We start from the raw sequence: 12,395 nt of genomic DNA on the forward strand, positions 1-12,395 counted from the left end.
ACTCAGGCTGCCGCGGCTTGGGCCACGCGCGGGCCTTCGCGCAGGGCGCGGCCGATCAGCCCGACCAGCAGGTCCAGCTCTTCGCTGTCCATCGCGAAGTGCGGGGTGAAACGCAGCGAGTTCTCGCCGCCGTGGATCACGTTCACGCCGTGCTGGCGCAGCCACTCCTCGGTGGAACCGGCGCCGTAGCACTTGTACTGCGGGGCCAGCGCACAGGAGAACAGCAGGCCTGTGCCCTGCACCTGGGTGATGGCGCCGCCGAGCTCGGCCTTGAGCTTCTCCAGCTTCTGCACCGCCTCGGCGCCGCGCTCGCGGATGTTGGCGCGCACCTGCGGGGTCAGCTGTGCCAGGGTCGCGGTGGCCACGTCCAGCGCGCGCGGGTTGCTGGTCATGGTGTTGCCGTAGGTGCCCTTGCGGTACACCTGCGCCGCGTGCTCGGTCACCGCCAGCACCGACAGCGGGTACTGCGCGGCGTTGAGCGCCTTCGAATAGGTTTCCAGGTCCGGCGGGTCGAGCTGCTCGAAGCCGGGATAGTCCACCACCGACAGCACGCCGTGCGCGCGTAGGCCGGCCTGGATCGAGTCCACCAGCAGCAGGCTGCCGTGGTGGCGGGTCAGCTCGCGCGCGGCGGCGTAGAACGCCGGCGGCAGGGCACGGCCGGGGTCGCCTTCGCCCATCACCGGCTCCAGAAACACCGCCTCGATGAACCAGCCGTGCTGCTCGGCCTCGGCGAAGGCGCGGCGCAATGCCTCCACGTCGTAGGGCGCGATGGCGATCAGCGCATCGTCGCCGCGGTAGCTGGCCAGATGCTGCAGATAGGTCTTGCGGCTGGAGTCGGAGTACATGCCCGGCCGGTCGGTGCGGCCGTGGAAGCTGCCCTTGACCACCAGGCGCTTGATCTTGGCGCCGGCATGGCGCGCGCCCGGATCGGTCTGCAGCTTGGCGTTGATGTCGACGATGCGCGCGGCCAGGCCCACCGCTTCGGAGCCGGAGTTGAGGCACATGAAGCGGCTGTACGGACAGCCGCCGCGGCGGTGGCCGATCTCCGCGCGCAGCGCGCGCTCGAAGCGCAACTGCGACAGGTTGGGGGTCATCACGTTGGCCATCACCTGTGGCCGCGCCATCGCCTCCAGCACCGCGTCCGGCGTGTGGCCGAAGCCGAGCATGCCGTAGCCGCCGGCGTCGTACAGCACGGCGCCCTTCAGCGTGACCACCCACGGGCCGCGTGCGCTCAGCGCCACGTAGGGGGTCACCGCGTCGTCGGCGTAGAAATTGACGAAACCGGCCTGCAGATGGCGGATCTGCTCGGCTTCGTCCAGTTCCAGCAATTCGCCGAATTCGGCAGCGATGCGCGCGTAGTCTTGGCCCGCCGCCTCGATTGCCGCGTGCAGCGCCGGATGCGAGGCCGCCAGCCGCTCGATGCTGGCGTCGTCCAGGCCGTGGGTCAGGCGGTCGCCGGCGTGGGCACGGAGCGGGGCGAGGGGGCCGAGTACGGTCATGGGCGATCTCCTGAAGGCGGGCTGTCTGGTGACGATCCTGTCTATTATCGGGACAGGATCGTCGAATGGCAGCGTGAATCCGTGTAGGAATTGACGCAATTTCGTCGATTCGACGAAAATCCCTGGCCATGAAGATCACCGCCTCCGACGACGCCCTGCTGTCGCTGCTGCGCGAGGACGCGCGCGCCTCCACCGCCCAGATCGCCCGTCGCCTGGGCGTGTCGCGGACGACCGTGCAGAGCCGGATCGAGCGCCTGGAGCGCGAGGGCGTGATCTGCGGTTACACCGTGCGCACCCGCGACGACTACGAACAGGGCCATATCCGCGCGCACATCCTGATCACCGTGCTGCCGAAGAAGATGACCTCGGTGGTCAAGGCGCTGCGCGAGATCGATGCGGTGCGCGTGCTGCATTCGGTCAGCGGCTCCTTCGACCTGATCGCGCTGGGCGTGGTGCCGGGCGTCAACGACATGGACGAACTGACCGACCGCATCGGTGCGCTGGATGGGGTGGAGCGCACGACCTCATCGATCATTCTGTCCACCAAGTTCGAGCGCTGAGAGGCCGGGATTCGGAATTAGGGAGTGGGGCTTCGCAAGAGCGCGATCCCGCTTCTGCTTCAACGAATCCCCAATCCCGAATCCCCAATCCCGGCGCCGCTACAATATTCGGCCCTGCTCTCGATCGTCCCCGGCGCCGTGAAAAAGTCCGATTTCCACTACGACCTGCCCGAAGACCTGATCGCGCAAGCGCCGCTGGCCGAGCGCTCGGCCAGTCGCCTGCTGCTGGTGCCACCGGCACCGGCGCCCTTCGCCGACCGCCACGTGCGCGACCTGCCGGAGTTGCTGCGTGCCGGCGATCTGCTGATCTTCAACGACACGCGGGTGATTCCGGCGCGGTTGTTCGGGCAGAAGAGCACCGGCGGGCGGGTCGAGATCCTGATCGAGCGGCTGCTCGGCGGCCAGCGCGCGCGGGCGCAGTTAGGCGTGAGCAAGTCGCCCAAGGCCGGCGCACGCATCGCCCTGGACGCCGGCGGCGAGGCCGAGGTGCTGGGCCGCGACGGCGAGTTCTACCAGCTGCAGTTCCATGTGGATGGCGCGCTGGAGCACTGGCTGCAGCAGGCCGGACGGTTGCCGTTGCCGCCGTACATCCGCCGCGAGCCGGGCCTGGACGACCGCGAGCGCTACCAGACCGTGTTCGCGCGCGAGGCCGGCGCGGTCGCCGCGCCGACCGCCGGGCTGCATTTCGACGCGCCGCTGCTGCAGGCGCTGCAGGCGCGCGGGGTCGAGGTCGGGCACGTGACCCTGCACGTCGGCGCCGGCACCTTTCAGCCGGTGCGGGTGGAGGCGCTGGAACAGCATCAGATGCACCGCGAGTGGCTCAACGTCGGCGCCAGCCTGGTCGAACAGGTGCGGCGCACGCGCGCGGCCGGCGGGCGTGTGATCGCGGTCGGGACCACGGTGGTGCGCGCGCTGGAGAGCGCGTCCAAGGACGGCGAACTGCATCCGTTCGCCGGCGAGACGCAGATCTTCATCCTGCCCGGTTACCGCATCCGCAGCGTCGACGCGATGGTAACCAACTTCCATCTGCCCGAGAGCACGCTGCTGATGATGGTCTCGGCCTTCGCCGGCCGCGAGCGCATCTTCGCCGCCTACCGCCACGCCATCGCCGAGCGCTACCGCTTCTTCAGCTATGGCGATGCGATGCTGCTGTGGAGCAGCGAGACGCCCGCCGACCGCGCTGCGTGATACGCCGTGTTGCCGCGCCCGCACACGAGCGGGCGCGGTGCGTCGTGTCGTGGGGTCAGGCGCGTCATGCAGCGTGCATGCGCGCACGATTGCGGCGTTGCATCGCGGCCTCGGTGCCCACTTCATGGCGGCTTGCCGGCGCTGCCGCGGCGATGCGACGAATGCACGGACTGTGATGCACAGCGTGCAGCGTCTGCCTGAGTAGACGATGCCGCCCGTGCGGTAGGGGAGGTGCGTGCGCCCCTCGTCCTTGATGGATGGAACCCCTGTTCCGATGCCCCGAAGAGCGGGGCATCCCCCAGTCAAAGGATGAGTCCATGAAGAAGACATCGACCGAACTGCTGCTGGCTGCGTTGCTGGCGAGCCTGGCCATCGCCTCCGCGCACGCGCAGCCGCACGCGACGGGCGGCGGCAAGTTCCCGGCCAAGCGCACGTTGCAGGAGGCGACCCTGCCGCGCACCGACACCCAGGGGCGGCGCCTGTACGCGATCGACCTCAACCCGTTCGTGCTGCAGGAGACCACGCGGCTGTATGCCAAGTCCCGTCCTTCGGACTACCGCACCCTTGATCCTGCGATCCGTGCGCACGAGAACAGCACCGGCATGGTCCACTTCGCCGACCAGATCGCGCAGCTGCCGGGGGTGAAGATCGAGCGGGTGCTTTCCACGGTGTCCAGCACGGTCTATGCCTGGATGCCGGAACGCACTGCGGCGCAACTGCTCAAGGCCGACTGGGTGGTGTCGGTGCGCGGGGTCGAGGCGGCGCACGCCACGTTCTCCGCCGCGGGCGACATCGTCAATGGCGGCGAGATCACCTCGTGGGCGCTGCCGTATACGCAGACCAACGATGGATTCACCACCTCCAATCCCGCCTATCTGCTGGATGCGGTGCTGGACAATCCGCCACATTCCGAACTCAACGTGGTGTATCGACAGGACTTCCCGACGCTGTCGCCCAACCCCCTGCACAGCACCGCGACGGCTGGCCTGATCGGTGCCAGGCAGAACGGGCAGCTGGTGCGCGGCGTCAATCCTGGTCAGCCGATCAAGGCGTTCGGCCTTGCCGATCTGAACGAAAGCACGGTGGCCACGGCGCTGGACGCGGCAGTGCGCTACGCCGAAGCGTCGGGCGAATTCGCCGTCCTGAACATGTCGTTCAATCAGAGTCCGGGCGGGACGTACAACCCGTTCAACGCCGGCAATCGTTGGGGCCGTCGGATGCGCGCGGCGAGCAATCGCTTCTTCATCACCCAGTCGGCGGGCAATGCCTACACCGTCGGGCTCTCGCCGCAGGAGCAAGACGCGTGCAAGGTGGCGTTCGGCTACATCGATCCGCAGACCCAGCAGGGAGCCGCACGCGACATGGACGGCATCGTCGTGGTCGGCGGCTTGCAGCGCGACGGCTCGCGCTTCGGCGGCGCCCAGAACAGCGATCGCTGGGGTGGCTACGCTAAGGGATCGACGGTCGGACCCTGCATCGAGGCCTGGGCGCCCGCACACGAGATCACCAACCTCATTTACGACGGCGGCACCGAAGCAGTCTCAGGCACCTCGTTCGCCGCGCCGATCGTCGCCGCGATCGCCTCGCGCTACGGCAACACCCAGACCCGGCCGATCGAGCGCGAGGCCTACATCAAGGCCGGCCTGAGCAACACCGGCTACAGCGAGGCGGGCCTGCCGCTGCGCAAGGTGCAGTACGTGGCGCCGTCCTCGCTCAACCTGATCAAGCGCCTGCCGATCGTCGGTGCGACCTCGCCGACCAATTCGGACAACCTGGCCTCGCTGTACGACGGTCGCTTCTTCAGCGACACCGACTACTGGAACGCGCGCACCAACTGGGGCAGCGTCACCGTGAACCTGGGGCAGACGCGCAAGGTCACCGGCGTGCGCATCACCGTGCGCACCGCGGCCAGCGAGACCACGGGCACGCCGCAGCCGATCGACTTCGCCGTCTCCGCCGGCCGGCATGGCGCGGTGTTCGGCGGCAGCACCAATCCCGGACCGGTGTACTTCGACAACCCGCAGTACTACACCGAGCCCGACCAGTCCGACGTGGCGCCGGTGTACATCGCCTTGAATGGCAGCAGCGCCCAGTACCTGAAGATCGAGGCGAACAACCTGTACTCGTGGTTGGCGTACTCGGAAATCGAGGTCTACGGCGAGTGAGCAGTGCCGGCGCCGCCGCTGAATGCGGCGGCGTCGGGCAACGCCTTCGCTGCTGCGTCCGCCTCGGGTTGACGCGGTCTCGGTGTGCCGCAGCGCGATGGCCGCTGCGCGCATGCACGACAACCGCAGCCACACACTCCCGGCTTCGCCGTTTTTCGCCTGCTTTCGCCGGCTTCGGCAGCCCCCTCACTCGAGGGGGCTCTTCTCCGACTGCCTCAGCGACCGGGACGTTGCCAAGCCCAAATCCCGCTCCCCGATCCCCGTTACTTGATCGGCTCGTCCAGCATCAGTTCGCGCACGAACCGCACCGGCGGCGCGCCGTAGGACAACACCTGGTCGTGGTAGGCCTTGAGGTTGAACTTGGCGCCGAGCTTGTCCTGCATCGCCTTGCGCAGGTCCAGGTGCTCCTGCACGCCGACGAAGTAGGTCGGCAGCTGCGCCGAGGTCAGCTGTGCGCGGACCCACTTGCCCTCGGCCTCGCTCTGCTGCTGGAAGGTGTCGTGGACCATCAGGTGCAGCGCCTGTTCCTTGCTCCAGCCGTCCACGTGCACGCCCTGGTCGAGCAGCGCGTTGGCGATGCTGCGCAGGTAGAACTTCAGCTGCACCAGGTGGAACAGGGGATCGTTGTCCAGGTAGCCCTGCTCCTGCATCATCCGCTCGGTGTACACCGCCCAGCCCTCGGCGAACACGCCCGAACGCAGCACGCCGCGCAGCGTGGACGGGAACTTGGCCGAGTGCCAGCCTTCCACGTAATGCCCGGGCACGCCCTCGTGGATGCTCAGCAGGTGGATCATGCGGCTGTTGTATTCGCGCAGGAACGAGTCGGCCTGCTGCGCGGTCCAGTCGTCGGGAATCGGCGACACCGCGTAGAAGGTCTTCAGGTTCTTGTCCAGCGGGCCGGGCGAATCGCAGTACGCTACCGCCACGCCGCGCTGGAATTCGGGCATCAGGATGATGTCCACCGGTGCGTCCGGCAGGGTCACCAGGTCCTTCTTGCGCACGAAGTCGGTGGCGTCGGCCAGCGAGGCCTTGGCGGCCTCGACCACCTTGTCGCGTGCCGGATGCTGCGCGTAGGCCAGCTCCAGCGCCGCCTCGATCGCCTTCTGCTGCTGTTCGTCGCTGGGCGTATCGACCAGGGCCGGCGCGCCGGGCTTGTCCTTGAGCACGGTGCGGGCGATGCCGTACATGTCCTGGCGCACGCGCTTGAGTTCGGCCTCGGCGCGCTGCTTGATGTCGGCGCGCGACAGCGAGGAGTTGAGCGCGAACTTCAGCTTCTGGTCGTACTTCTCCGCGCCCAGGCGGAAGTCGCCCTTGGCGTTGGGTACCAGGGTCTGGTCCAGCCAGGTCTGCTGCTCGGCCACGGCCTTCTTCAGGCCCTCGATCGCGGCCTGCAGGCGCTGCGCGTCGGCCTGCGGCAGTTCCTGGATGTGCGGGACGATGAAACTGTCGACGATGCTGAGGATGCCGCGGTTCTGCTTGGCCACAGTCTTGGCGCTGATCTCCGACACGCGCGCCGGGTCCAGGTTGGCGCGCGCCTGCGCGAACAGCGCCGGGATCTTCTCCATGCGCGCGGTGGCCGACTTCAGCCGCTCCGGCAGCGGCGCGAACTCGCGCGCCATCAGCCCATAGATCGCGCCGCCGGCCAGGCCGTTGTAGACCTGCGGATCGGTCGCCCAGCCCTGCGCTACCTCGCTGTTCCAGATGTCGGACTGCAGTTGGTTGCGCAGGATCGCCGCGTCCACCTGGTTCTCGCGCGAGAGCTTGGCGACGTCGAGCTTGTCCAGCTCGGCCAGCAACTGCTTGCTCGCGTCCAGGCTCTTCTGCCGGCCCGCGGCGCTGAGGTCGTCCAGTTCGCTGTCGTAGCGGTGGTCGCCGGTCTGGGTGGCGCCGACCGGGGACAGCTGCATCCATGTGTCGACGGCGCGCTTGGACAGCGCGGCGAAGCTGGCGTCGGCGGCCGCGTCGGCTGTGGCTGCGGCCTGGCCGGGGGCGGCGTTGCTGGCGGTGGGCGCGTCGGCAGGTTTCTGGCAGCCGGCGAGGGCGGCGAGCAGGGCGGCGGCGAGCAGGTGCTTGCGCATCGGGGTTCCTGGAATGGGTCGATCCGCCAGGGTAGCGCCGCCGCGGCTGCCGGCGCCCCTGCCATTGGATTACCCTGGACGCTTTCGCCATTCAGGAGCACAGGAATGCAGGACAAGGGACGTTGCCATGAAGGTCGTGTCGTGTGCGATCGCGCGTTCGATCCGGAGGCCGCCGCGACGGCTGGCGCGGTCGATGCCGCAGCAGGGCGCGCCGCGCTCGCAGGCGCTCGCCCCGGTCTGCTGCCTGCGCGTCGTGGCTGGCGTCGCTGGGGCGCTTCCCTGGCACTGATGATGTCGATCGCTGCCTGCAGCCGCGACGGCGAGAGCGCGCGGTTGCCGGCTGCCGACCTCTACGCCGCCGATGCCGCCGGGAGTGCTGCCACGGCCGCCGAGGCCGCGGCGCAGGCGGCAGATGCGTCGTTTGCCGCAGGCGCGCCTGGCGAAGAGCATCGTGCCATGGCCACGCTGGCCTACGAGCACGAGGTCAGCGTCGCGCTGCCGGCAGCGCAGATTCCGGCCCGACTCAAGCAGTTGCAGGAAGGCTGCCTGAAATCCAGTTTCGGCGCCTGCACGGTGTTGCAGGTCGAGCAACGCGGTGGCGAGCGGCCGCGTGGCGAACTCAGCGTGCGGATCGCGCCCAGCGGGGTCGAGCCGTTGATCGCGCAGGCGGGCCAGGACGGCCAGATCGAGAGCCGCACGACCCATGCCGAGGATCTGGCGCAGGCGGTGCAGGACAACGATGCGCAGCGCCAGCGCCTGCAGGCCGAGCAGCGACGCCTGCAGGAGTTCCAGCAGCGCCGCGATCTCAGCGTGGCCGACATGATCGCGCTGTCGGAGAAGCTGGCCGCGGTGGAGACGCAATTGCTCGCCACCAGCCAGGAAGCCGCACAGCAGCGCCGGCGCCTGGATACGCAGCGGGTGACATTGACGTTTACCGCACCGACCGCCGAGCGGAGCCGCAGCGACATCGGCGATGCGCTGCGCGACAGCGGCGAAATCTTCGCCGGATCGATCGCCTGGGCGATTCGCGCGGTGGTCGGCCTGGCGCCGTTCGTGCTGCTCGGCTATGCGCTGTGGCGGCTGATCGCCTGGCGCCGACGTCGGCGTCGTTCCGCCTAGCGGAGGAAGCTGTTCCCGTCCGACGGGATCGGGCGGGAACGGATGGAGATGATGCGCGAGCAGCGGTGCTGCCACGCGTTGCCGACGAAACAGTGGCACGTCGTCCAGCAGCAGCGGACGATGAGGGGTTGTGGGTCGCGGCTGAAGCCGCTCCTACGGTTCTTCTCGTCTGACACTCACGCTTGAGCAAAAGCAAAACGACTCCTGCTGGGGCTCGATGCATTGGCTGGGTGCGCTCGGGGAGGGACTTCAGTCCCGACGCCTTGAAGTGGGATACCTGAGGCACGGCTGGCGCCGCTGGAAAGCAAGGATGCTGGCCATGGGCACGAGGACGCTGCGCCCTGCGGCGCAACGCCTCAGGCGCAGACCTCAGCCTTCGTCCTGTTCGAACTCCACGACCACGTCCAGCTCGAACGCCAGCGCTTCCACCGCCTCGCGCACCTTCTGCGCGGTGGCGGCATTGCCGGCCTCCACTTCCACTTCGTGGGTGCCGGGTCCCTGGTCGTCGGGCAGGCCGGCGGAGCTGGAATCGTCGTCGTCCATGTGCGGCATCAGGTCGTCGATCTCCTCGACGTGTTCGATGCCGTCCAGGCTCGACAGCAGGTTGATGATGGCGCGGGCGTCGTCCTCGCTGCCGGTGATGCGGATGCGGAGCTGGGGCATGTGCCTTCCTCTTAGGGGGAAGGCGCAGGCTAGGCAGGCGTCGGCTAAGGCGGGGTGATGATGTGCTCAGCGCAGCGGCACGACCGCGTCCGGCCCGGCGTGCTCGGCTACCGGCAGCAGCAGCGCCTCGGCAGCCGCGCGCAGCAGCGCCGGGGCGATATAGCGGCGGTGTACGGCAGCGATCAGCGCCATGTACAGGTGCCCGAAGCGGTTGTGGCACGTCACCCGCGTTTCCAGGCTCAGCTCGGCCCTGCCGTCGTCGCGCAGCGCCACGCCGACGCAACTGCGGAACACCAGGTGGCGATCGTCGGCGCCGAGCAGCACCTGCACGCGCTGCGCCTGCGCGGTGGAGGCCTGCGCCAGCACCGGAAAGCGGCCGGCGAACACCTGATCGCGCTGCGGCGACAGCAGCGAGGACACCGGGCAACCCAGCGGCGAGGTGCGCAGCCGCAACGGTGCGACCAGCACGTTGCGCAGGCGCATCAGCCAGGTCACGCCACGCGGCGGGTGCTGCAGGAAGCCATCCAGCAACGCCGCCATCAGCGCGTGCGCGCCCAGCGGTCGCAGCGCCTGCGCCGGCACCGTCAGCCGCACGCTGTCCTGGTGGTGATGCGCGGGCAGCTGCGGTTCGAGCAGCGAGCCGGGCAGCAACTGTGGCGTCACCCGTGCCCGCGGCAGGCGCGGCGCCAGTGCCGCGAAGCCCGCCGGATGCCGCCAGGCACCCAGCCGCCGCCGCACACGTCCGCTGAGCGCACGCAGGCCCGCGCACCAGGCCAGGCGCCGGCTGCCCGGGGAGGCGACCAGCGACAGCTGCACCGTCGGCACGGATAGCGCCTGCGCCTGCGGCGAGGCCAGCAGCGCGGTGACCGCGGGCGGCAGCAGTTCGGTGAGGGTGGCGATGTCGGCGGTGCCCGCCAGCACCTGCGCGCGCACGTCCTCGGCCAGCGTGCCGCCGGCTTCGTCGCTGTGGCAGGACAGGGCGAAGAACGCCGGATGCCCGGACTGCGCGCGCAGCGGCGCGAACTGGTGCCAGGTGCCGCCGCCGAAGCGCACGCTGAACAGGCAATCGGCGGGCAGTTCGACGTGCCGCAGCGCGGCGAGGAAATGCTGCGGATCCTGCGCCAGTTGCGCCGGCGAGGCGGTGCTGAAACGCAGCAGCGCGCCGCCGCTGCCGGTGATCGCGGTGAACATGCGATGCCCGGCATGGCAATGGAAGGGATGGCCGCCGCTGCCGACCGCGAACGAGTAAAGCGCGGTCGACTCGCCGTTTTTGAAATCGGTGCCGGCCAGGCGCGCCGAGGGTTCGTCCAGCGCGTCGCGGAACTGCGGATGCGCGCGCTGGCGCAGGCAGGCCTGGGCGATCAGCGGATCGCCGGCACCGACCCCGAGCTGGGCGATCAGGATGACCTCCACCGGCAGGCCGCCGCTGTAGGAGGGCAGGCGCACCGAGGGAAATCCGGTTTGCGCGGCGGCGTGTTCGCTGAGCGGTGCGGCGGTCATCGGCGGACTCCTGTTGCCGGGGCGGAAGGATCAGGCGGTGCGCTTGGCCTGCCTGCGCGATTCGCGTTTGAGCGGGCCGGCGCTGGGGCAGATCTCGAAGGCGAAACCGCTGAGGGTGTTGACCAGGTTGTCGGGCGTGAGCCGGTACACCACGAACTGGCCGCGGCGCTCGCTCGCCACCAGCCCGGCCGCTTCCAGCACGGACAGGTGCCGCGAGATCGCCGGCGCGCTCATCGCGAAGCGCTGCGCGATCTCGCCGGCCGTGAGTTCCTGTGCCGACAGATAGGCGAGGATCTCGCGGCGTGGGCGCGAGGCGAGGGCTTCGAAGACGCGGTCGATGGACATCGGGGCTTAGATAATTAACGAATTAGTTAATTAATGACGTGGTGTGTGGCGTTTGTCAATGGCGTTTGGCTGGCAGCCCGAGCTTGAGTCGATTCGCGTGGTTTCCCGTAGGAGCGGCTTCAGCCGCGACACAGGCGACCGGTAACGCGGCGTCGCGGCTAAAGCCGCTGCTACGACGCGATCGATACCGCGGGTTCCTGCACGTGTGCCCTGCGCTTACGCCAGCGCTAACCCGCTGTCGGCGGCAACCCGAGCAATTCCGCCGGCAATGCCGGCATCGGGGTGCGCTCATCCAGCGCCTCGCGCTTGAGCCAGTCGACGAAGTGGCTGGCGGCCGGGCTGAGCAGACGGTGGGTCGGATGCACGATGTAGTAGGAGTAGCGCGCGGTCAGCGCCGGGCCGGGCAGGCGCACCAGTTCGTAGCGCTGCAGATACGGCTGGGCGATGTGCTTGCGCGCGAGCACCGCGCCCACGCCGTACACCGCCGCGCGCATCGCATCGGTGCTGTCGTTGAAGGTGTGCATCGGCGGCAGGGCCACGCCGCGCACGCCGGCGGCGCGGAACCAGTCGCGCCAGCCCTGCGGCGACATGTCGGTGAGCAAGGGCAACTGCGCGATCTGCTCGGGCCGGCGCAGCGTCGCCAGTTGCGGCAAGGCCGGGGACGCCACCGGGAACAGTTCGTCGTCCATGAGGTGGTGAGAGGTCAGCCCCGGCCAGTCGCCCTGGCCGTAGCGGATACCGAGCTCGGGGCCACCCTCTTCAAAGCGCGAGAAGGCCGAGTCGGTCTGGATCTCCAGGCGCACGTGCGGGTAGGCCTGGCAGAAGCGCGGCAGGCGCGGCAGCAGCCAGCAGTACGAGAGCGAGCGCAGCGTGGTCAGGCGCAGCGGCGCGGTGTCGGCCTGCGGATGCAGGTTGCCGGCCACCGCGGCGATGTCGGCCAGCGCCGCGCTGGCGGCATCGGCCAGTTGCCGGCCCTCGGCGGTCAGCTTGACCCCGCGCGCGTGGCGCTGGAACAGCGTGGCGCCGAGCAGCGCTTCCAGGCGCCGCACATGGTGGCTGACCGCACTGGCGGTGAGATGCAGTTCCTCCGCGGCGTGGGCGAAGTTCTGGTGGCGCGCCGCGGCGGCGAACACGCCGAGCGCGGGCAGCAGGGACGGGCGCAGTTGCACGGTCAGACACGCGGCAGATTTGTGGCTCGCGACGATACTACGCGCTTGTCGCCCCTGGGGCGCAGGACGATGCTGACCGCCGAACACGACATGCGCGGCAGGCAGAGCA

General features: G+C 69.3%; 10 protein-coding genes. 4 read left to right on the forward strand and 6 right to left on the reverse strand.

The genetic code is table 11. The features are described from left to right. Positions 1-2: 2 nt before the first annotated feature. Positions 3-1,499, reverse strand: a complete 1,497-nt coding sequence (locus NUG21_RS07070; protein WP_160945770.1) for an aminotransferase class III-fold pyridoxal phosphate-dependent enzyme — start codon at positions 1,497-1,499, stop codon at positions 3-5. Between the two features lie 128 nt (positions 1,500-1,627). Between NUG21_RS07070 and NUG21_RS07075 the strand changes: the two genes are divergently transcribed. The 3 genes from NUG21_RS07075 to NUG21_RS07085 all read left to right on the forward strand — a co-directional run bounded on the left by NUG21_RS07075 (position 1,628) and on the right by NUG21_RS07085 (position 5,412). Next, positions 1,628-2,059 (forward strand): Lrp/AsnC family transcriptional regulator, encoded by a 432-nt coding sequence (locus NUG21_RS07075; protein WP_017909210.1) that lies wholly within the window; start codon positions 1,628-1,630, stop codon positions 2,057-2,059. A gap of 138 nt (positions 2,060-2,197) precedes the next feature. Continuing rightward, positions 2,198-3,247, forward strand: coding sequence for a tRNA preQ1(34) S-adenosylmethionine ribosyltransferase-isomerase QueA (gene queA / locus NUG21_RS07080; protein ID WP_263392671.1), 1,050 nt, complete (start codon positions 2,198-2,200; stop codon positions 3,245-3,247). Between the two features lie 317 nt (positions 3,248-3,564). After that, positions 3,565-5,412: a S8/S53 family peptidase gene (locus tag NUG21_RS07085; protein WP_263392672.1), complete on the forward strand. Its 1,848-nt coding sequence runs from the start codon at positions 3,565-3,567 to the stop codon at positions 5,410-5,412. A gap of 263 nt (positions 5,413-5,675) precedes the next feature. Here NUG21_RS07085 and NUG21_RS07090 read toward each other — a convergent pair whose 3' ends face one another. Beyond that, positions 5,676-7,490 (reverse strand): DUF885 domain-containing protein, encoded by a 1,815-nt coding sequence (locus NUG21_RS07090; protein WP_263392673.1) that lies wholly within the window; start codon positions 7,488-7,490, stop codon positions 5,676-5,678. Positions 7,491-7,781: 291 nt separating this feature from the next. On the opposite strand from NUG21_RS07090, the gene NUG21_RS07095 reads away from it, so the two are divergent. Further along, positions 7,782-8,609 carry a DUF4349 domain-containing protein gene (locus tag NUG21_RS07095; protein ID WP_263392674.1) on the forward strand — a complete coding sequence of 276 codons (828 nt, stop codon included), beginning with the start codon at positions 7,782-7,784 and terminating at the stop codon, positions 8,607-8,609. Positions 8,610-8,978: 369 nt separating this feature from the next. On the opposite strand, the gene NUG21_RS07100 is transcribed toward NUG21_RS07095, so the two are convergent. The 4 genes from NUG21_RS07100 to NUG21_RS07115 form a co-directional block, all read right to left on the reverse strand. Next, a complete protein-coding gene (locus NUG21_RS07100; RefSeq protein WP_017909065.1) occupies positions 8,979-9,272 on the reverse strand; it encodes a hypothetical protein in 294 nt (97 codons plus the stop codon). 66 nt (positions 9,273-9,338) lie between these two features. Further along, positions 9,339-10,772, reverse strand: a complete 1,434-nt coding sequence (locus tag NUG21_RS07105; RefSeq protein WP_263392675.1) for a DUF2867 domain-containing protein — start codon at positions 10,770-10,772, stop codon at positions 9,339-9,341. Between the two features lie 30 nt (positions 10,773-10,802). Continuing rightward, positions 10,803-11,117, reverse strand: a complete 315-nt coding sequence (locus NUG21_RS07110) for a metalloregulator ArsR/SmtB family transcription factor (RefSeq protein WP_019798027.1) — start codon at positions 11,115-11,117, stop codon at positions 10,803-10,805. A gap of 227 nt (positions 11,118-11,344) precedes the next feature. Then, entirely contained in the window at positions 11,345-12,286 is a 942-nt protein-coding gene (locus NUG21_RS07115; RefSeq protein WP_263392676.1) for a LysR substrate-binding domain-containing protein, read from the reverse strand. Between the last annotated feature and the right edge of the window lie 109 nt (positions 12,287-12,395).

This window comes from Xanthomonas sp. CFBP 8445 (assembly GCF_025666235.1).
In the GTDB taxonomy this organism is placed as follows: domain Bacteria; phylum Pseudomonadota; class Gammaproteobacteria; order Xanthomonadales; family Xanthomonadaceae; genus Xanthomonas_A; species Xanthomonas_A indica.

Bases quoted from the DNA above. Each gene is read 5' to 3' on its own strand.
- NUG21_RS07070 (WP_160945770.1), bottom strand. From the start codon at position 1,499: ATGACCGTACTCGGCCCCCTCGCCCCGCTCCGTGCCCACGCCGGCGAC.
- NUG21_RS07075 (WP_017909210.1), top strand. From the start codon at position 1,628: ATGAAGATCACCGCCTCCGACGACGCCCTGCTGTCGCTGCTGCGCGAG.
- NUG21_RS07085 (WP_263392672.1), top strand. From the start codon at position 3,565: ATGAAGAAGACATCGACCGAACTGCTGCTGGCTGCGTTGCTGGCGAGC.
- NUG21_RS07090 (WP_263392673.1), bottom strand. From the start codon at position 7,490: ATGCGCAAGCACCTGCTCGCCGCCGCCCTGCTCGCCGCCCTCGCCGGC.
- NUG21_RS07095 (WP_263392674.1), top strand. From the start codon at position 7,782: ATGTCGATCGCTGCCTGCAGCCGCGACGGCGAGAGCGCGCGGTTGCCG.
- NUG21_RS07100 (WP_017909065.1), bottom strand. From the start codon at position 9,272: ATGCCCCAGCTCCGCATCCGCATCACCGGCAGCGAGGACGACGCCCGC.
- NUG21_RS07105 (WP_263392675.1), bottom strand. From the start codon at position 10,772: ATGACCGCCGCACCGCTCAGCGAACACGCCGCCGCGCAAACCGGATTT.
- NUG21_RS07110 (WP_019798027.1), bottom strand. From the start codon at position 11,117: ATGTCCATCGACCGCGTCTTCGAAGCCCTCGCCTCGCGCCCACGCCGC.